This is a genomic window from Acidobacteriota bacterium, assembly GCA_026393755.1.
Taxonomy (GTDB): domain Bacteria; phylum Acidobacteriota; class Vicinamibacteria; order Vicinamibacterales; family JAKQTR01; genus JBAXOX01.
This window is the reverse complement of the sequence record JAPKZO010000025.1, coordinates 105,265-125,021: the sequence shown is the minus strand read 5'-3', so window position 1 is coordinate 125,021 and position 19,757 is coordinate 105,265. Positions and strand designations below refer to the sequence as shown.

Sequence of the window (19,757 nt, the reverse complement as noted above, 5' to 3'; positions counted from 1 at the left end):
CCGACTGCTCGAACAGATATAACGGCTGCAGTTCGCAGGATCTTCCAGCCATGCCACACGAAGGACGTCGCATCGAAGTGACGGGGATCGTCCAGGGCGTCGGATTCCGCCCGTGGGTGTTCCGTCTGGCGTCGACGCACGGCATCGGCGGATGGGTGCGCAACGATGATGCGGGGGTGACGATTGAGGCGTTCGGCACGGACGCAGCGCTCGAGGCCTTTCTCGAGGACTTGCGTCGGTCTCCCCCACCCGCGGCGCAGATTCGTTCGGTGCTCAGCGTGCGCGTGCCTGCCCGTTCCGTCGGGACCTTCGAAATCGTCGAATCCGCCAGGTCTGCCGATCGGCACGTTTCGATTCCCGCGGACCTCGCCACCTGTGCGGAATGTCTGGCCGAAGTGATCGACCCGGCGAATCGCCGCTATCGCTACGTCTTCACCAACTGCACGAACTGCGGGCCGCGCCTTACAATCGCCACCAGTGTCCCCTACGACCGGCCCCACACCACGATGATCCCGTTCGCGATGTGCGAACATTGCCGGGCCGAGTACGACTCGCCGACCGATCGGCGGTTCCACGCGCAGCCCAACGCGTGTCCCACGTGCGGGCCGCGCCTGTGGCTCACCGACTTGGCAGGTCTCGAGACGCCCGCGGCCGATCCGATTCGCGCAGCCGCGGACCTGCTGCGCCAGGGTCTGATCGTGGCCGTCAAGGGACTTGGCGGCTTTCATCTGGCCTGCGACGCCACCAACGAAGCGGCCGTTGCCCGGTTGCGGATCCGTAAGCGCCGCGACGAGAAACCGTTCGCCGTCATGGTCGGCCGACTCGCCGAGGCCGACGGGCTGGCGCGCCTCACCGACATCGAACGGCGCGTGCTGACCTCGATTGAACGGCCCATCGTGCTGGTCTGGCAGCGCGCAGGCAACGAGCTCGCGCCCAACGTCGCGCCTGGCCATGCCAGCGTGGGTCTGATGCTTCCGTACACGCCCCTGCACCACCTGCTGCTGGCAGACGCGCGTCGGCCTCTCGTGATGACATCGGGCAACCTGGCGGACGAGCCGCTGGTCTCGGACAATGACGAGGCGATCACACGACTTGGCAGCGTCGCGGACTCTTTCCTCCTGCACGATCGGGACATCGCGACGCGGTGCGACGATTCCGTCGTCCGCGTGATCGGCGCCAAGCTAACCGTGCTGCGGCGGTCGCGCGGCTACGTGCCGAGAGGCATCGCCGTGATCGAGCCGTTCTCGGAGCCGGTGCTCGCCTGCGGTGGGCTGCTCAAGAATGCGTTCTGCATCGGAATCGGCGAGACGGCGTACCTCGGTCCGCACATCGGCGATCTGGACAATCTCGAGACCTACGAATCGTACGAGCGGGCCATCGAGAAGTTCGAGCACTTCCTGGCGGTGGAACCCGTCGTCGTGGCCCACGACCTTCATCCCGGGTATCTCTCGACCAGGTACGCGCTCGGGCGCGAGCAACCCCTCACAATCGCCGTTCAACACCATCATGCCCACGTCGCCAGCGCGATGGCGGAACACGGAATCGAGGGCCCCGTCATCGGAGTCGCATTTGACGGCACGGGCCTCGGAACCGACGGGACCGCGTGGGGCGGCGAAGTGCTGCTCGCCGACTACACGCGCTTTGAGCGTCTGGCGACATTCAGACCCATTGTCCTCGCTGGCGGCGACCTCGCCATTCGTCAGGTCTGGCGCCAGGCCCTCGCGATGCTTGATGATGCGTGTGGAGGCGACGCGCCGATTGAGGGATTGCCGGTCTTCAGGAATGTGCCTTCCTCAGAGATCGCCCTCGTCCGGCAGATGATCGCGGGCCGCGTGAATACGACACCTGCGCACGGCGTGGGGCGCTATTTCGACGCCGTCGGCGCACTCGTGCTGGGACGATCGGAATCCCGGTATGAAGGGCAAATCGCGCTCGAGTGGAATCTGGTTGCCGATCCCGCCGACCGGGCGCAGTACGAGTTCGCGATCGCGAAACGCGATGCCTTGTTCGAACTGGATCTTCGTCCGGCGATCCGGGTCATCGTCTCGGACACGCTCGCGGGACACGCGCCCGCAAGCATCTCGGCGCGATTCCATAACACACTGGCTGCCGCGACAGCCGATCTGGTTCGTGCGGCCATCGGTCAGCACGGAAGGCTCCCCGTCGTGCTGTCCGGAGGCTGCTTCCAGAACGCCAGGCTCGTCGAAGGGATCGTCAGCGAACTTGGTCCGAACGTGCGCGTGGTGCTGCACGAATCGGTCCCACCTGGCGACGGCGGCCTTGCGCTCGGACAAGCCGTCGTCGCCAATGCCGTCGTGCAGTCGGGGTCGCAGGTTGTGCCGGAGGGACTATGTGCCTAGGCGTTCCCGGAAAGGTGATTGAAGTGGCCGGCAATGTGGCCACGGTGGATTTCTGGGGCGTGCGCCGCCAGGTACAACTCGATGTCGTTGACGAGCCGGTCGCGCCGGGCGACTACATCCTGAACCACGTCGGCTTCGCCATCCGGCGGATTCCCGAATCAGAGATTGCCGAGACGCTCGCGCTGTACGAGCAGTTGATCACGCAGGCCGAACAGGACGATCTGATGGCCGAAGATGTGCGCAACGAGATTGCCGGGGCCAGAGGTGACCGACGTGCCGTCGACTGACCGCGACCCGGCCCTCTTCGAACTGAAGTTCCGCGATCCGGCCCGCGCACGGGCGTTGGTCGAGGCGCTTGGGCGCCGGACTGCGGAACTGGGTCGCACGCCTGTGTCGGTGATGCACGTGTGCGGCAGCCACGAACAGGCCATCGCGAAGTTCGGCCTGCGATCGACCTTTCCCCGCGGCCTGAACGTCATCATGGGGCCTGGATGCCCGGTCTGCATTACCGACGCCCCCGAAGTGGACGAAGGCGTGGTCCTCGCGCGCCAGGGCGTCCACATCGCGACGTACGGCGACATGGTCAGAGTGCCCGGCACCTCCATGTCGCTGGCGGATGCCCAGGCCGATGGCGCGAAGATTCATGTGATCTACAGCGCCGCGCAGGTGGTCGAGCTGGCGCAGTCGACCAGCGACCAAGTCGTGTTTTTCGCGACGGGATTCGAAACGACAGCCGTGGCAACCGCGGCGATCGTTCTCGGCGGACTCCCCTCGAACCTGTCGATCCTGTCTGCGCACAAGTACATCCCGCCGGCCATGGAGATTGTGGCTGAAGTGCCGGAGACCAAGGTGGAAGGATTCCTCGCGGCCGGTCACGCGGCTACCATTACCGGCTCGGCGGTCTTCGAGCCGTTTGTCGCCCGGCACCACGTTCCCGTCGTGGTGGCCGGCTTCGAGCCCCTCGACATCCTCGCGGGACTCGTCAAGCTCGTGGAGCTTATTCGCGATCGCACACCACAGGTGGTCAACATGTTTCCGCGCTGCGTCACTCGAGCGGGGAATCTTCGGGCGCAGGAACAGCTCTGGAAGGTGTTCCGGCCGACGGGCGGGCGCTGGCGCGGCATCGCACACGTTCCCAACGGCAATCTCCGCCTGCGTGACGAGTTTCGGTCGATCGATGCACGGCGGCGGTTCACCATCGATCTGGCGTCGCTCTGGGATCATGCGCCCGCGGCGCTTGCGCAGTCGTGTATCTGCGGCGACATCATGGCGGGCCTGTCGTCCCCGACCGACTGCAAGCTGTTCGGCCAGGAGTGCACGCCGGAGAAGCCTGTTGGCGCGTGCATGGTCAGCAGTGAAGGCGCGTGCAAGATCTGGCACGAGTACGGCGGCCATCCCGATCTGGGAGGCGACGCGTGATCCGGCACGGGCTCATCGACGACAAGATCGGCCTCAAGTACGGCGCGGGCGGACGCGCCATGCGGGCCCTGATCGAGCGCGTGTGCCTTGCCGGCATCGGCTCCGCGCCGGTTGACGGCATCGGCCTGGCGGCGATGGATGACGGCGCGGCGCTGCGTGTGGGCGACAAGTGGCTGGTCATCACGACCGACTCGCACGTGGTGCACCCCATTGTGTTTCCGGGAGGTGACATCGGCCGGCTGGCGGTCTCGGGCACGGTCAACGACCTCGCGATGATGGGCGCAACCGACCCGCTGGCGCTGACCTGCGCGGTGATCATGGAGGAGGGGTTCGCACGGGTCGATCTCGAGCGTATCTACGTCTCGATTCGCGATGCGTGCCGGGAGGCCGGTGCGACCATCGTCACTGGCGACACCAAGGTGATGGGACGGGGAGAGCTTGACGGACTCGTGCTGAACACGGCCGGCGTGGCGTTCTGTGATCGTATCGTGCCGGACGCCGGCCTCACAGTTGGCGATCTGCTGATTCTGACCGGCACGATTGGCGATCATGGGATGGCGATCATGGCTGCCAGACACAAACTGGCATTGGAGGGCGATCTTCGCTCCGATGTCGCGCCCATTAACGGCCTGATTCGCACGGCGCTCGACGCGGGTGGCCTCGACGTCGTGGCGATGAAGGACCCCACTCGCGGAGGCGTCTCGAGCGCGCTTCACGAGATGGCCGAAAGGAGCGGCGTCGGCATCATCGTGGAGGAAATGAAGGTGCCGGTGCGCAATCAGGTCCGGGCCGCGTGCGATCTGCTCGGCATCGATCCGCTCGTCGTGGCCAACGAAGGCAAGGCGCTCGTTGGCGTCCGCGCCGACGCAGCCGGCCGGGTGCTGGCGGCAATTCGGCGTCACCCCCTTGGTGTCGACGCCGCCATTGTGGGGCGCTGCATCGAGCAGCACGTCGGTGCAGTCATTCTCGATACGGGGTTTGGCAGGCGCATGCTGGCTGAGCCCGAAGGCGAGCTGTTACCGCGCATCTGTTGAGCGCCGCCGGGGAGATTCCATGACGCACATCAGCGTGGACCGCCACGACCGCGTCGCCGTCATCTTTCGCGGAAGGCTTGGCCGCGTCTTTCGAGCAACGGCAGGCTCGATTCCGTCAGGGCCCCGGAGATTGACCGGCCCGCCTCTGCTGGCAGCCTGCCGGATTGTCGGCACTGCTGCTTCTCCCAACTCGCTCGTCGTGGTCAACCGCAGATATTCTAAGGACTTTGAGTGATTCTCAAATCTGGCAATCGACTTGCTGTGGATGAGTTGGGTACGCTCGATTCATGGTCAGTTCATCGCGGGTCGTTCATGTTATCAACGTTGTTTCTTCTTCTGACTCTGTCGTTGCAGCCCGGCCAGGCCGCAACAGGCAAGGCCGCCGATGTGGAGACGTGCCTGGCCTGCCACGGCGATCGGAGCATGGCTGTCACGCTTCCGAGCGGGGAGATCCGGTCGCTGTACGTCGATGTGGCGATGTTCCGGGCGTCCGTGCATGGCAACAAGATTGGCTGTGCCGACTGCCACCAGGACATGACCGCCGTGCCCCACGAGGCGCGTCCCTTCAAGACGTTGCGGGAGTTCACGGTCGCGTACTACGAACAGTGCAAGCGCTGCCACTTCGATAACTACACCAAGACGCTCGACAGCGTGCACTACCAAGCGCTCGCGCGCGGCGATCGCACGGCTCCTCTCTGTGTCGACTGTCACGGTGCGCACGACGTCAAGTCGCCCCAGAAACCCAAGTCGCAGATATCGCGCACGTGCGCGAAATGCCACGAGGGCGTGTTCACGGTGTACAACAAGAGCGTTCACGGGCGCTTCCTCGAGAAGAGCGACGACGTGCCTGGGTGCACCGACTGCCATCGTTCCCACGATGTCGCCGGTCCCAAGGACGTGAACTGGCAGCGCCGCACTCCGGAACTCTGCCGCGGATGCCACGAGAACAAGCGCCTGATGGCGAAGTACGGATTGTCCACGGCGGTCGCCCAGACCTACGTGGCAGACTTTCACGGCATGACGGCGACGCTTCACGAAACTGACACCGGCCGCGAGGTCAGCGTCGTCGCGCTCTGCACCGACTGCCACGGCGTGCACGACATCGCGAAGGTCAACGAGCCGGGCTCACGGGTATTGCGGGCCAACCTGGTCGAGACCTGCGCCCGCTGCCACGCCGGCGCAACCGAGAACTTTCCGGGCGCCTGGATGTCGCATTACGAACCGAGCTGGAAGAAGGCGCCGCTGGTCTACGGCGTGCAGCTCTTCTACAACATCCTGATACCCTTCATGATCAGCGGCCTGGTCCTGCAGATGCTACTGCATTTCTGGCGAGTGGTTGTCAACCGATGAGCACGTATTTCACACGCTTCACCTTCCGCCAGCGCGTCGAACATGCGCTGGTGATGTCGCTCTTCATCGTCTTGTCGGTGACGGGATTGCCCCAGAAGTACTTCGACGCCGCGTGGGCACGCTGGTTCATCGACCTGACGGGCGGCATCGATCATCTCCGCTGGTTCCACCGGATCGCGGGCCTGTCGTTCGCGACGCTGACGGTCTGGCATGTCATGTTCGCGATCGGATCGGTCGCGGCGGGACGGTCGCCGCTGTCGATCGTGCCCAATCGCAAGGATTTTGACGATGCGATCCAGATGATGCGGTATTACCTGGGCCGCATCGATCAGCCCGCGCAGTTTGATCGCTTCGATTATCGCCAGAAGTTCGAGTATTGGGGACTCGTCCTCGGCGCGGTGGTCGTCATCTCCACCGGCCTGATCCTGTATTTCCCAATCCTGTTCACCCGTTTCTTTCCGGGAGAATTGATTCCGGCGGCCAAGGTGGCGCACAGCAACGAAGGCCTGATGGCGTTTCTGGTCGTCATCCTCTGGCATATCTACAACGCGCATCTCAATCCGGACGTGTTTCCGTTCGACAAGACGATCTTCACCGGCAAGATCAGCCTGGAGCGCATGCACGACGAGCACCCGCTCGAGTTGGAGCGGCTCAAGCAGGTCCAGGACATCGAGGAGTCATAGCCTGTTGCTGGACACAGCGGGCCTGGTCATCCTGCACGGTTGCATTGCCGCCCTCCTGGTCGAGGCGCTGCTTCGGATCTGGCGGATGCAGGATCCGGGCGAACGTCTGGCCCTGCGGTGGCTGGCTCTGGTTGCGCCCATCATTCTTCCCGCCGCGTTCCACATCTTCGCGCCCGTCCGGTCCACAGAGTGGTTTGGATCGGCTCGAGCCCTGTTCGCCGGTGAGCACTGGAATCAGCTGAGGTTGGGCCCGGTCGGAACAGCGTCTCTTGCGACCGTGACGCTGCTGATTCTGGGACTGCTGCTCTACTTGCGCGACGCCCTCCCGTTTCTCGACGACCGCGTTCGCGGCGTGGGAGAGCGCGACTCAGTCACAGACCACCCCGACATCGTCAAGGTCCGGAGCCTGCTCAACGACCTTCAACCGGCCCTCGGCGCCCCCGAAATGACGATCCTGCTCCTCGATCGTCCCGTGCCAGTTCTCCTGTGTTCAGGCGTCGCTCGTCTCACCCTCGTGATCTCGACCGGCACGCTCAGCCGTCTGAGCGACGATCAATTGCGCGCCGCCCTCGCGCACGAGATGGCGCACGCCGCGCGCCGCGATCCCCTCATGGGCTGGCTGCTCATGGTCGTGCGCACCGTGGCGTGGTTCAGTCCGGCCGCGCAGGTGGTCTCGCGGCAAATCGTGCAGGAACTCGAGTACCGCGCCGACGTGACCGTCGCTCGGCTTGGTCACTCCGCGGCATTAGCCGGGGCGATTGCGGCGCTGGCCGACACCGGCGACAGTGAGACCGATCTGGTACCGCCGCATGCCAGGGGAGACTTTTCTCGCCGTCTGCGTGTCCGCGCGGAACTGGTCGCCGTCGGAAACAGGTGCGAGCGCGTGTTTACCCAACCTGAACCCAGTCGAACCGGTCTCGGCCCGCTTCGCTTCGGCCTGGTCGCCGCCGGTCTATGCACCCTGCTCTTCTTCGTTGTGTAGCGAAACGACGATATGACTACCCCCTCCGCCCCGGGGACCAGCACCTCCGCAAGGCGTCTGCCCGGCTGGATCGCTGCCCTTCGGGCCACGCTGGAACTCGCCGCACTGCTGGCCGCCGCCGCGTTCGGGCTCCGCGTCCTTGACCAACTGCCGGGAATGGCCGCGGGCGTAGACCGGGGCGTACGGCGCGTGGACTCGGTTGTCGCGCTCGAACGCCAACTGTCGCACAAACTGCCCATTCCGGCCTACTTTCCCGACACGTTGATGTGGCCCCCGCATGACCTCCTGATCTTCGAAGGCACGTCGGCGTCGATGTCGTTCCGGCACCGGCAGCGTGGCGACACCTGGCTGATTGTGGGGTTGGCGGTGGATGCCCGAGGCATCGCCCCCGAGATCCTGCCGCCCGCTTCCTCACTCCAGACCGAGAACACTGTGGTCCGGGGAGTTCCGGCGAGGGTCGACCGGCTGCGCGATCGCGACGGCGTCATGTGGTACCAGCTGACCTGGCAGGCGTCGGGCGTGGCTCTGCTCGCGCGGTACCGTGGTACTCTCGACGAGATCATGCTGATCGCGAATAGCATGGATGAGCGCGGACGCTGATGACCAAGGCGACTTCTTCCCGATGGCAGATGCGCGGCCTGCAGGGGCGCGTGGCCCTGCTGGTCGGGCTTGGGCTGTTCGCGTCGACGGTGGTGCCCGGTTGGATCGCCTGGCACAGCCTGGCGGCGCTGACCGATCGCATCGTCGTCGAACGCGAATCGGACGCCGCTGTCGCCGCCCGCCACGTCGAAAGCGTACTCCAGCGCGAATGGCGGCGCCTCCAGGAGGTGGCCGCCGCGCCTGACGCCGCGACCGGACGGACCGTTGCCGCGCTTTCGCCCCGCGATGAGGCCTTGCGCAACGCGTACTTGCAAGGCGAACTGATCGATCGGGCGTTTGTCACCAATGCCGATGGGCTCGTGCTGAAGCAGGACCCGCCGCCGCAGCCCGGGGCCGAGGCGGTGATTCCAGCCAGCCGCGACGCACTGAAGGCCGAACGGCCGTCGGCGTCTGCCGTTGCCCGCACACCGACCGGCGATCGGGTCTATCTGTTTGTGCCCATCAAGGACTGGCGGGGCGTGCCGATTGGCGTGGCCGGCGGAGAAATCGATCCGGCCAGCCCGCGCATGATCGGTCTGCTGCGTGAGCAGCCCGTCGCGGAGGGCGGCGCGATCGATCTGGTCGACGCGCTTGGCATCGTTGTCGCCAGTTCCGACGCGCAACGGCGAGGCCGGCGGGATGAACATCCTCAGCTCATCGCGTCACTGCTTCGATCGGGCACGAACATCCGCGGGACGTGTACCTCCTGTCACGATCGCAGCAAGGTCGGCGTCGAACAGGTGACCGCCATCGTGCCGATCCGCCAGATGCACTGGGCGCTGAGCCTGCGGGAACCGGAGACCGCCACGCTCGCCGATGCGAACCGCCTGCGCCGTTCCCTGTTCTTCTGGGTGCCGTTGCTGGTCGTCCTCGGGCTGCTCTTTGCCGACGGGGTCGCGCAAAGCGTGCTGCGCCCGATCGGCGTGCTCCGTCGTGCCGCCGAACGCATTGCGTCGGGTGATCTGGATCTGGCGATTCCCCCGCTCGGTGAGGATGAAGTCGGCCGCCTCGGACGGTCTCTCGAGCACATGCGGGCGGCGCTCAAGGCGTCGATGGACGCCATCGAACAGTCGAATGCGACGCTCGAAGCCCGGGTGGAAGAACGCACGCGTGAACGCGAGGTGCTGTACCGGCAACTGGCAGAGCGCGAGGAAGCGCGCGGCCGGCTGCTTCGCCAGGTCATCACCGCGCAGGAGGACGAACGCAAGCGCCTCGCCCGTGAATTGCACGACGAAACCTGTCAGACCGTCAGCGTCCTCGCGATGCGCCTCGAGACGGCCGTCGCCCGACTGCCGCCGGGCGTGGACAGCGGGCCGCTCATCGAAGCGCGCGCGCTCGCGGTCCGCACGCTCGACGAACTCCATCGCCTGATCTATGACTTGCGTCCGTCGGTGCTCGACGATCTCGGGCTGTGGTCCGCCATCGCCTGGTACGCCGACCGCCACCTGAACACCCTCGGCGTCGCGGTCCGCTGCGAGTTCAACGACGTCGAGCGCCGCCTGCCGCCGCTGATGGAGACGGCACTGTTCCGGGTCGTCCAGGAGGCGATCAGCAACATCGCCAGGCACGCGCAGGCGGAACAGGTGTTGATCCAGTGCGGCATCAGGGGTGATGTGCTCACGATTGAAATCGAGGATGATGGTGAGGGATTCGATCGAGCAGCCATCAGCCGGCCCGCCGAAGACGGGCATGGATGGGGCCTGCTCGGCATCACCGAGCGCGTCGAGGCGATCGGCGGCAAGGTCCTGATCGACACGGCACCGGGCCAGGGAACTCGCCTCGTCGTGTCCGTACAGGTGCCACCGGAGGTGGCTCGTGTCTAAGATTCGCGTTCTGATTGCCGATGACCACGCGATCGTCCGGGAGGGCGTGAAGGCGTTGCTCAATCTCGCCGACGACATGGAGGTCGTGGGCGAAGCGGCCGACGGCCGCGAAGCGATCGCCAAGGCTCTGGCCCTCAATCCAGACGTATGCCTGATGGACATCGCGATGCCGGGCCTGGGCGGCCTCGAAGCCACGATTGAAATCAGGAAGATCTGTCCGAACGCGCGCATTCTCGTGCTGTCCCAGTACGAAGACCGTGAGTACATCCGCCGCTTCCTCAAGGCCGGCGTGTCCGGGTACGTCCTCAAGAAGTCCGCCGGATCGGATCTGACCGCCGCAATCCGCGCCGTCCACCGGGGCGGCCTCGTGTTCGACCCGGACGTCGCCCGTGAGGCGATGAAGGAACGCGACGGCCTCGGACCCGGGGGCGGGGATGCCGACCCCTACGAATCACTCACCGACCGTGAGAAGCAGGTCCTGAAGCTGGTCGCCGAAGGCCATAGCAACAAGGAGGTCGCCGACCTGCTGGGCATCAGCATCAAGACCGCGATGTCTCATCGCGAGCGCGTGATGGAGAAACTGGCACTCCACAGCCGCACGGAACTGATTCGGTTCGCCCTCAAACAGGACATCATTCGCGTCGAAGACTAGAGCGACCGCGCCTGGTCGTAGGGAATCTCGACAGCGAGCGCCGGATTTTCGCAACCCGCGAGGCAGCAGTTCAGAAAATGGGCTAAGAACAGGCCCAAGATCGAGCAATTTCCATCTGGCAGTTGAATTGCTCTACACTCTGTCAGGGCGCGGCCGTATCTTTTCTCGTGCCTCGCCGCCCCCCCGTCGCCCGCCCCCGGCCCCTTCTTGGCCGTCAGACGAGGTCGCGACGTGTTCGCCCCTGGTTTCTGGCGTCCCTGACCGGATTCTGACAGGCCGAGTGGCCTGCCCTGGGAAGGACATCTCGAATGCCGCTGTCGTCGGTCCGGTGGTGGAACCGGCTGAGCGTTCAGTTGCCGCTCGTCATCGCGGTGGGCACGCTGGCCGTTGTCGGCACGGCAGCGGCGCTGTTCCTGCGCGCGCAAGAACGATACCTGGTGGCCGAGGTCGTCCGGGGCGCGGAACTGTTCAGCGAGACCATCAAGAGCAGCACGTATCACGACATGCTGGCCGACCGTCGCGAGAATGCCTACCTGGTGATGGACACGATTGGCCACCAATCGGGCATCGATCGAGTCCGCTTCTTCAACAAGGAAGGGCGGGTCACGTTCTCGACCGAGCGCACCGAGGTCGGGGCCATGGTCGACAAGAGCGCCGAGGCCTGCTACCGCTGCCACGAGGCTGGGCGGCCGCTCGAGCGACTGGCGACGGGAACGCGGAGTCGAATCTACGATGCCCGCGGACATCGCGTCCTGGGCATGGTGACGCCGATTTACAACGAACCGGGCTGTTCGAACGCCGCCTGCCACGTCCATCCGCCGAGCAAGCGCGTGCTGGGCGTGATCGACATTGGCATTTCGCTCAAAGATATCGACACGAACCTCCTGCGCATCCGACGGAACACGCTGCTGATGGCCGGCGTCGCCGTCCTGCTGCTCGGAGCGTTCGTCGGGCTGTACGCACAGCGACGGGTCGTGAACCCCGTTGTCGCGCTTGCATTCGCCACTCGGCAGATCGGCGCGGGCGACTTGACGCACAAGATCCCGGTCGCGCGAACCGGAGAGTTGGGCGTGCTCGGCCTGTGGTTCAACGAGATGGTGGCGGCGCTGAGCAAGGCGAGAGCCGAACGTCTTCAACTGCTCGAAACGCTCGAACACCAGGTTGAGGAACGCACGGCCGACTTGAAGCAGGCGCAGACCCAGCTCGTGCAATCCGAGAAGCTCTCCTCGCTCGGCAGGCTGGCGGCGTCGATCGCTCACGAGATCAACAATCCACTGGCGGGCATTCTGACGTACGCCAAGCTGCTCGTCCGGGTGCTCGAGGGCGGCGAACTCGACGACCAGACACGCGTCACGTGCGTCCGTCACCTGAAACTGGTCCAGCGCGAGACCGAACGATGCACGGCCATCGTCCGCAACCTCCTCGAATTTGCCAGACAGCGGCCGCTCGCGTTGAAGGAGGTCGATCCGTCAGCCGTCCTTGACGAGGCGGTCTCTCTTGTCGGCCACCAGGCCAAGCTGCACGGCATCGCCATCAATGGGCACGCCGGCGCGCTGCCCCCCATCCAGGCCGACTTCGGTCAACTGCGGCAGGCGTTCGTCAACATCATGCTGAATGCCTGTGAAGCCATGAAGGACGGTGGCACCCTGACCATCTCGTGCCAGCCGACCCAGGGCGCCACCGGGGTTGAACTGGTCTTCGCGGACACGGGTGCCGGCATCCCGCCCGACAGGCTCGCCAAGATCTTCGATCCGTTCTTCACCACGAAGGAAATGGGCACGGGCCTCGGCCTGTCCGTCGTGTACGGCATCGTCGAACGGCACCACGGCACGATTGACATCCAAAGCGAGGTCGGCAAGGGCACGACCTTCACGATCGTGTTGCCGGCCGCCCGAAAGGCGGATGCCTAATGGGTGTCGACGCACGATGACGGCGGACGTCCAGATTTGGTGGCTGGGCGCCGATGCGCCCGACGGCCGCCTGCTCGACGTCGTCGGGCGAGCCATTCAATCCGTGTTCGGCGTCACGGTCAGGGTCGATCATCGAGCCGATCGCCCCGCACACGCGTTCGATCCGCGCCGCGGCCAGTACTCGTCGACGGAGATTCTCAAGTGGCTGGTGGGCCGCTCGCGGGCCGGGAGCCGCACCCTCGCCGTCACGGACGTGGACCTGTTCATTCCCGTGCTGACCTTCGTGTACGGCGAGGCCCAACTGGGCGGCACCGCCGCGGTGGTGTCCACCGCCAGGCTCGCCGCCGCGCCCGAAGCCGATCCGGACAGGCGCCTCTTTGACAGCCGCGTCTTCAAGGAGTGCGTTCACGAACTCGGCCATACCTTCGGCCTGATTCACTGCGACTCGCCGGCCTGCGTGATGGCCCGGTCTGTGAACCTGATCGAAGTCGACGCCAAGCGCGTGTCGCTCTGCGCCGACTGTGAAGCCCGCTACCAGGCATTGCATCAGAAGGATGATCATCATGAGTAAGGAACGAACCCGGGTCCTGGTCGTCGACGATGAGGAAATCGTGCGGGAGTCGCTGTCGGGCTGGCTGGCCAAGGATGGCTATACGCTCGACACCGCCGCGGACGGGCCGACAGCCATCGACAAGCTCAGGGAAGGGCGCTGGTCCATCCTGCTCGTCGACTTGAAGATGCCCGGCATGGACGGCCTGCTGGTGCTCCAGACCGCCAAGACCATCCAGCCCGATGTTGCCATCGTCATCATGACCGCCTACGCGACCGTCGAGACCGCGGTCGAAGCGATGAAGATGGGCGCCTACGACTACCTCGTCAAGCCGTTCGATCCGGAGGAACTCAGCCTGATGATGGTGAAGATTGTCGCCCAGCAGCAACTCGTGCGCGAGAACGTGCTGTTGCGCAAGGTGCTCAAACGCGATTATCACTTTCGCGACATGATCAGCAAGAGCCCGGTGATGCATCGCATGTTCGAGCTGGCCCGGAGCGCCGCACGCAGTCAGTCCACCGTGCTCATCCTCGGCGAGAGCGGGACAGGCAAGGAGTTGCTGGCACGGGCCATCCACGCCGAAAGCCCGAGGCAGTCGGCGCCGTTTGTGGCCGTGTCCTGCGCGGCGCTCACAGAGACGCTGCTCGAGTCCGAACTGTTCGGGCATGAGCGGGGTTCGTTCACCGGGGCGCTCAGCCGGCGGAAAGGCAAATTCGAACTGGCGCACGGCGGCACGCTGTTTCTCGACGAGATCGGCGACATCTCTCCAAAGCTCCAGCTCGACCTGTTGCGCGTGCTCGAGGAGCGGACGTTCTGCCGCGTCGGCGGATCAGAACCCGTGGAGGTTGACGTCCGGATCATCGCCGCCACGAACCGGGATCTGCGGAAGGCTTCCGAGAGCGGTCAGTTCCGCGACGACCTGTACTATCGGTTGAACGTCATTCCGATTATGTTGCCGCCCCTGCGCGAGCGGCTCGAAGACATTCCCTTGCTGGTCGAGCATTTTCTGGAACACCTGAATCTGGAGATGAGCCACCGCATCGAGGAGATCAGCGCCGACGCGCTGGCGACGCTGATGCGCTACGGCTGGCCAGGCAATGTCCGCGAACTGCGAAACGTGCTGGAACGGGGCATGGTGGTGGCGAAGGGTTCGCTGATCATGCCGGAGGATCTCGGCCTCGAGGCCGCCGCGCCGCGGCCGGCCCCCATCGACGTCACGCTCTCGCTCGACGAAGTCGAGCACCGCCATATCGCGGCGGTCCTCCACGATGGGGGCGGAAACGTCACCCAGGCGGCCCGGACGCTCGGCATCGATCGCGTGACGCTCTACAACAAAATCAAGAAGTACGGATTGCGGCGCGGCGAGGAGCGCAACGGGGACGCGCGCTAACGCGCGGCCATCGCGAGATCGAACGAGAATCGGCTGCCCTTCCCGGGTTCGCTCTCGACGGCGACGCTGGACTGATGGCCCTCGACAATCATCTTCACGAGCGCCAGACCGAGCCCGGTACCGCCCTGGCGGCGCGTGGTCGATCCGTCGAGCTGATGAAACGCCTCGAAGAGTTCCGGCATTTTCTCGGCCGCGATGCCCTCTCCGGTATCTGCCACCCACACGCGCACCCGGTCGCCGGCGACGGCTGCGCCCGCCGTGACAGTTCCGCCCTGAGGAGTGAACTTGACCGCGTTGTCAATCAAGTGGTTCAACACCCAGCGAATGCGTTCGCCGTCCGCCACCGCCTGCGGCAGACCGTCCGACACCTCGAGTCGCATCTCGACCCCGCGGCGTTTCGCCTTCTCGGTGGCTTCCGTCACGCACTCAGTCAGGATGGCCGCGACCGCGATCGGCGCCTGACGTAACGTCATCTCTCCGCGGGCACCCGTGGCGAACTGGATCAGATCGGCGACCAGCCGCTCCAGTTCCGAGATCCCGCGCCCCATCGTCTGGACGGCCTGCACCTGATCTTCGGTGAGCGCACCCAGATCTCCGGCAGCCAGGAGCATGTTGAAGCCTTTGATCTTCGTCAGCGGTGTGCGCAGCTCGTGTGAGATGTTGTTGATGAAATTGCCTTTGAGTTGATCCAGTTCCGCGAGGCGCTGATACGCCGCCTGCAGCTCCTTCGTGCGCTCCGCGACTCGCTGTTCGAGTTGGGTGTTCACCTGCCGGAGCGCGGTCTGCAGGTCCTGGACCTGCTCGACGCTGGCCAACTCCAGTTGTTCTCGCGTCATCACGCGCATCTCGAGCAACACCTGGCCCAGCGTTTCGCGCACACCTCCGGTTGACATCTCGCGCTGTCGCGCCAGTGCGGCATTCAGCTGGGTTTCCGTGATGTAGCCCTTCTTCATCAGGAACTCGCCAAACCGCGACAGCATGGCGTCACCGAGGAACCGTGCCCCAGCCTCGGCGGGAATCACGCTAAGCGCCAGACGCTCCACCAGCACGGCCGCCAGGACCAGATCGACCCCGCACTGCGGACAGGTTGCCTCCCGGGCGTGCACGTCCGCCCGACATCGCGGGCACTGATTCGTCGGACGGCTGGCGTCTTCTTCGCCGGACATGATTGGAATGGTACTCGATCTTCTTTTCTCCGCGCACGTCATCAGGAAACGGAATTCGGGATGCCCGCCCTCCTCCTCCTGCCTGTTGTTTGTTGCCTCGTTCTTGGTGCGTCTGCCCGAATCCCGAAATCCGACTCCCGGATCCAGGCAGCGAGTTGCCCGCGCCGTACTGATGAGGTCTTCATCGTTCGCCGTTGAATTTCGCCATTAGTCGGATTCACGCCACAAAACATCAATTCCCTCTCCACGTCGCCACCAGGGTCCGGAACTCCCGCTGAGAATATCAACGCCCATTCCAGAGAATGACGGCACCGAAGTTTGGGGCCGACTCATTAACTCATGCATGTGCAACACGTTAGCGGCTGTTTCCAAACGGAACCAAACGTGGCGGGAAACTTGCTGTACCCCTGATTGGACGAAAGGAAGGTGCAAGAATGGCCTGCCCGTACTTGAAGGAAGTGGTGATGCTCTACTGCCAGGCCTATCCGGTCAAGAAGCTCGTGCCTCTCGACCGCATCGCGTCGGCGGATCCGTGCCTGGGCCGCGATTACGAGGCCTGTCCCCTGTTCACGGATGTGGTGTCCCGCATCCGGGCGAGTACGCAACGAGCGACAGCCTCTTCGTCACCTGACTCCACTCGCAGGGAGGGCTCCCGATGATGCTCATCACCGTGCTGGCGCTGGTCGGCCTTGTCCTGGTCGGCTGCTCAACACTCGCCGCGCCACGCAGCCGCTGGTGACACAACGATTCACCGTAGAGGAATCGCATCATGAAGCTCAATCGACGATTGTTCTTAAGAGTGGCGGGGATGGCGGGAGCGGCCGGCGGCGGCCTGCTCGCCGGGGGCGGGCCGTCGGCCCAGGCGGCGCAGTTGCACCGGACTTCGCAGGGGGACGTCGAGTTCAACGGGATGCTCATCGACACGACAAAATGCATCGGTTGTCGCGCCTGCGAGGCGGCCTGCAACGAGGCAAACAAACTGCCCACGCCGGCGGCCTCCTTCTCTAGTGCGAACGTGTTCGAGACGACGCGCGACACCACCACCGGGGCTTTCACGGTCGTGAACCGGTTCCCGAACGAGAAGAAGCCGGATGAGCCGATCTTCGTCCGGAAGCAGTGCATGCACTGTGACCAGCCGGCCTGCGCCTCCGCGTGCCTGTGCAAGGCGATGGAGAAGACCAAGGAGGCGGCGGTCATCTACCACAAGGACCGCTGCATGGGGTGCCGCTACTGCATGATCGCCTGCCCCTTCGACATCCCGAAGTTCGAGTACGACAGTGCCGCTCCATTCGTGTGGAAATGCGACTTCTGCAACGAACGGCAGCAGAAGGGGGAGCTGCCCGCCTGTTCCGAGGTGTGCCCGACCGGCGCGACCCTGTTCGGGAAGAAACGGGATCTGCTGGAGATCGCCAGGACCCGGATCTACAAGGCTCCGGACAAGTACGTCCATCGGATCTATGGGGAGCACGAGGCCGGCGGCACCGGCTGGCTCTACCTGATGGGCGCCCCAGAAGAAAAGCTCGGCCTGCGGACCAATCTGGGCACGACTCCCTATCCCGAACTCACGTCCGGATTCCTGTACGGGGTGCCCCTCGTGTTCGTTCTGTGGCCGTCACTCCTGTTCGGGTTGAATTACCTCATCAAGGACAACAAGGTGAGCGAAGAGAGGAAGATCCTCCGTGGCGAACAGGACTGACGCGTCGACCGCCCACGCCGAAGGCGCCATGACCGTTCGGCGGGTGGCTTGGGAAACGGCCCGCTTTGTCCTGAGCGAGTTGAGACCGAGAGGAAGCATACTGACGCCGTTCAACGTCATCACCGGGGCGATCATCCTGTCCGGCCTCGTGCTGATCGTCATCCGGTTCGCCTATGGGCTCGGCTCGGTCTCCAACCTCTCCCAGAACTACCCATGGGGAATCTGGATCGGCTTTGACGTGATCACGGGGGTGGCCTTTGCAGGCGGCGCGTACGTCCTGACCTTCGTTGTCCACATCCTGAAGGTTAAGAAGTTCGAGCCGATCGTTCGCGTAACGGTCCTGAATGGTTTCCTCGCCTATCTGTTCTACGCCGGCATGCTCCTGCTGGACCTGGGACGCCCCTGGAATGTCATCAACCCCGTCATCGGGAACGCATTCGGGTTTGGCTCCGTGCTCTTCCTGGTGGCCTGGCACTTCATGCTGTACATGATCTGCGAGTTCCTTGAGTTCTCTCCGGCCGTCGCGGAATGGCTGAATTGGCCGAGGGCGCGCAGGATTCTGGAGGGACTCACGACGGGCGCCGTCATCTTCGGGATCACATTGTCGACGCTGCACCAGTCGGGGTTGGGGGCGCTGTTCCTCCTGGCGCCATCGAAGATCCACCCCTTGTGGTACTCGGCCAACCTCCCAGTGCTGTTCTTCGTGTCGAGCATCTTCGCAGGGATCTCGATGGTGATGATTGAGAGCTTCTTCACGCAGAAGGCGTTCAAGGACCGCATCGGGCACGAACTCCACGCGGCCCATGACAGCATCCTCCTCGGGCTGGGAAAGGGAGCCGTCGGCGCGCTCTTCGCGTATGCCTTCCTCAAGCTCATCGACTTCGTGCACTACAGGCAGTGGATTTACCTCGGCACTCCAATGGGGTACTGGTACCTGTTCGAACTGGTCGGGTTCGTCCTTTTGCCGACCGCTCTCTTCCTCGTGGCGATTCGAACACGCAACGCGAAGCTCGTGCAGTTCACCGCGTTCCTCACGGCGGCGGGGGTAATCCTGAACCGGCTCAACGTCTCCGTCATCGCGTTCAAGTGGTATGAGACCGTGCGGTACTACCCCTCCTGGATGGAGATCTGGGTGACGTTGGCGATCATCAGCATGGAGCTCTGGGTCTTCCGGTGGGTGATCAGTCGGATGCCCGTGTTCGGCGGGGCGCATCAGGTGGTAGAGGCAGAGGCCGCGGAAGACATGGAGGTGGTCGTATGGAAGGCGTCCGTTTCATAGACATCTATGCCACCAAGGGCATTGAGTATCTCATCGTCATCTCGTTTCTTGCGGCCTTCGTCCTCTTCTGCCGCTACATAGACCAGCCCAGCCAGGAGCGTGCTGTTCCGAGGGCCGCGCCGGAACACGTCACTCGCTTCCGGGTGCCCGCGGGGCTCTTCTACCACCAGGGACACGGCTGGCTTCGTCCGGAACCCAGTTCCATCGGCGTCGTCGGCTTGGACGATTTCGCTCAGAAACTGGTCGGCAAGGTGGATGCCATCGAACTGCCCGCCGTAGGTTCCCGATTGGCGCAGGGGGAAATGGGGTGGAGCCTCATGGTCGATTCCGTACACATCCCGATGCTGTCGCCCGTGGCAGGTGAAGTTGTCGAGGTCAACCGCGAGGTTCTCCAATGCCCCGAGATCGTGCACCAGGATCCGTATGGAAAGGGCTGGCTATTGAAGGTGAAGCCCTCCAGTGTCGCGTCGAATACCCGGAATCTTCTCTCTGGGAAGCTGGCCAGGATCTGGATGGAAGACGCCCTCGACAAACTCTGTCCCCTCGACGGCGGGAGCCTGGGCCCGCTCCTCCAGGACGGCGGCCTGCCGCTCTCCGGCATGGCGCGCATCATCGACCCGGAACATTGGGATACACTCGCGAGGACGCACCTGCTCACTGACGACAAGCAGGACGCCTGTTCAGGATTCTCACGAGCGGCCTCGCGACCGACGGCAAGAAGATCACGCACGAGGCCATGAAGCAGGGCCGGGCCTGCGGCGCGTGCCACGACGGGAAGAAGTCGTTCGGAGTGGACGACTGCACGATGTGTCATCGCATCTGAG

At 64.5% G+C, this 19,757-nt stretch carries 19 protein-coding genes; 18 read left to right on the top strand and 1 reads right to left on the bottom strand.

From position 1 onward, the window contains the following. Positions 1-50 precede the first annotated feature (50 nt). The 13 genes from hypF (at position 51) to NTV05_10355 (ending at position 14,792) form a co-directional block, all read left to right on the top strand. On the top strand, positions 51-2,360 hold the full coding sequence (hypF, locus tag NTV05_10415) for a carbamoyltransferase HypF (GenBank protein ID MCX6544811.1): 2,310 nt from the start codon (positions 51-53) through the stop codon (positions 2,358-2,360). After that, entirely contained in the window at positions 2,351-2,647 is a 297-nt protein-coding gene (locus tag NTV05_10410) for a HypC/HybG/HupF family hydrogenase formation chaperone (GenBank protein MCX6544810.1), read from the top strand. The genes hypF and NTV05_10410 overlap by 10 nt, the downstream gene beginning before the upstream one ends. Continuing rightward, on the top strand, positions 2,634-3,779 hold the full coding sequence (gene hypD, locus NTV05_10405; GenBank protein MCX6544809.1) for a hydrogenase formation protein HypD: 1,146 nt from the start codon (positions 2,634-2,636) through the stop codon (positions 3,777-3,779). The genes NTV05_10410 and hypD overlap by 14 nt, the downstream gene beginning before the upstream one ends. Then, positions 3,776-4,813: a hydrogenase expression/formation protein HypE gene (hypE, locus tag NTV05_10400; protein MCX6544808.1), complete on the top strand. Its 1,038-nt coding sequence runs from the start codon at positions 3,776-3,778 to the stop codon at positions 4,811-4,813. The genes hypD and hypE overlap by 4 nt, the downstream gene beginning before the upstream one ends. A gap of 312 nt (positions 4,814-5,125) precedes the next feature. Further along, on the top strand, positions 5,126-6,163 hold the full coding sequence (locus NTV05_10395) for a cytochrome C (GenBank protein MCX6544807.1): 1,038 nt from the start codon (positions 5,126-5,128) through the stop codon (positions 6,161-6,163). Continuing rightward, positions 6,160-6,846 (top strand): cytochrome b/b6 domain-containing protein, encoded by a 687-nt coding sequence (locus NTV05_10390; GenBank protein MCX6544806.1) that lies wholly within the window; start codon positions 6,160-6,162, stop codon positions 6,844-6,846. The genes NTV05_10395 and NTV05_10390 overlap by 4 nt, the downstream gene beginning before the upstream one ends. A 4-nt stretch (positions 6,847-6,850) precedes the next feature. Further along, positions 6,851-7,828 (top strand): M48 family metalloprotease, encoded by a 978-nt coding sequence (locus NTV05_10385; GenBank protein ID MCX6544805.1) that lies wholly within the window; start codon positions 6,851-6,853, stop codon positions 7,826-7,828. A 12-nt stretch (positions 7,829-7,840) separates the two neighbouring features. Next, complete coding sequence (locus NTV05_10380; protein ID MCX6544804.1) at positions 7,841-8,428, top strand: hypothetical protein; 588 nt, start codon at positions 7,841-7,843, stop codon at positions 8,426-8,428. Continuing rightward, entirely contained in the window at positions 8,428-10,290 is a 1,863-nt protein-coding gene (locus NTV05_10375) for a HAMP domain-containing protein (GenBank protein ID MCX6544803.1), read from the top strand. Before NTV05_10380 ends, NTV05_10375 begins: the two co-directional genes overlap by 1 nt. Beyond that, the gene (locus NTV05_10370; GenBank protein ID MCX6544802.1) at positions 10,283-10,942 is read left to right on the top strand and encodes a response regulator transcription factor; all 660 of its coding nucleotides are present in this window, start codon (positions 10,283-10,285) and stop codon (positions 10,940-10,942) included. The genes NTV05_10375 and NTV05_10370 overlap by 8 nt, the downstream gene beginning before the upstream one ends. A 308-nt stretch (positions 10,943-11,250) precedes the next feature. Next, positions 11,251-12,852 carry an ATP-binding protein gene (locus NTV05_10365; GenBank protein MCX6544801.1) on the top strand — a complete coding sequence of 534 codons (1,602 nt, stop codon included), beginning with the start codon at positions 11,251-11,253 and terminating at the stop codon, positions 12,850-12,852. Positions 12,853-12,868: 16 nt separating this feature from the next. Continuing rightward, positions 12,869-13,423 (top strand): archaemetzincin family Zn-dependent metalloprotease, encoded by a 555-nt coding sequence (locus tag NTV05_10360; GenBank protein ID MCX6544800.1) that lies wholly within the window; start codon positions 12,869-12,871, stop codon positions 13,421-13,423. Next, positions 13,416-14,792 carry a sigma-54 dependent transcriptional regulator gene (locus NTV05_10355; protein MCX6544799.1) on the top strand — a complete coding sequence of 459 codons (1,377 nt, stop codon included), beginning with the start codon at positions 13,416-13,418 and terminating at the stop codon, positions 14,790-14,792. The genes NTV05_10360 and NTV05_10355 overlap by 8 nt, the downstream gene beginning before the upstream one ends. On the opposite strand, the gene NTV05_10350 is transcribed toward NTV05_10355, so the two are convergent. Further along, entirely contained in the window at positions 14,789-15,958 is a 1,170-nt protein-coding gene (locus NTV05_10350) for an ATP-binding protein (GenBank protein ID MCX6544798.1), read from the bottom strand. The two genes, NTV05_10355 and NTV05_10350, sit on opposite strands and share 4 nt — an antisense overlap. Before the next feature lie 434 nt (positions 15,959-16,392). Here NTV05_10350 and NTV05_10345 point away from each other — a divergent pair, with 434 nt between their 5' ends. From NTV05_10345 to NTV05_10325, 5 genes are all read left to right on the top strand, one after another. Next, the gene (locus NTV05_10345; GenBank protein ID MCX6544797.1) at positions 16,393-16,617 is read left to right on the top strand and encodes a hypothetical protein; all 225 of its coding nucleotides are present in this window, start codon (positions 16,393-16,395) and stop codon (positions 16,615-16,617) included. 110 nt (positions 16,618-16,727) lie between these two features. After that, a complete protein-coding gene (locus NTV05_10340) occupies positions 16,728-17,654 on the top strand; it encodes a 4Fe-4S dicluster domain-containing protein (protein ID MCX6544796.1) in 927 nt (308 codons plus the stop codon). After that, complete coding sequence (nrfD, locus tag NTV05_10335; GenBank protein MCX6544795.1) at positions 17,638-18,933, top strand: polysulfide reductase NrfD; 1,296 nt, start codon at positions 17,638-17,640, stop codon at positions 18,931-18,933. The genes NTV05_10340 and nrfD overlap by 17 nt, the downstream gene beginning before the upstream one ends. After that, on the top strand, positions 18,912-19,673 hold the full coding sequence (locus NTV05_10330) for a glycine cleavage system protein H (GenBank protein MCX6544794.1): 762 nt from the start codon (positions 18,912-18,914) through the stop codon (positions 19,671-19,673). Before nrfD ends, NTV05_10330 begins: the two co-directional genes overlap by 22 nt. Continuing rightward, entirely contained in the window at positions 19,670-19,756 is an 87-nt protein-coding gene (locus NTV05_10325; protein MCX6544793.1) for a hypothetical protein, read from the top strand. Before NTV05_10330 ends, NTV05_10325 begins: the two co-directional genes overlap by 4 nt. Position 19,757: the final 1 nt, after the last annotated feature.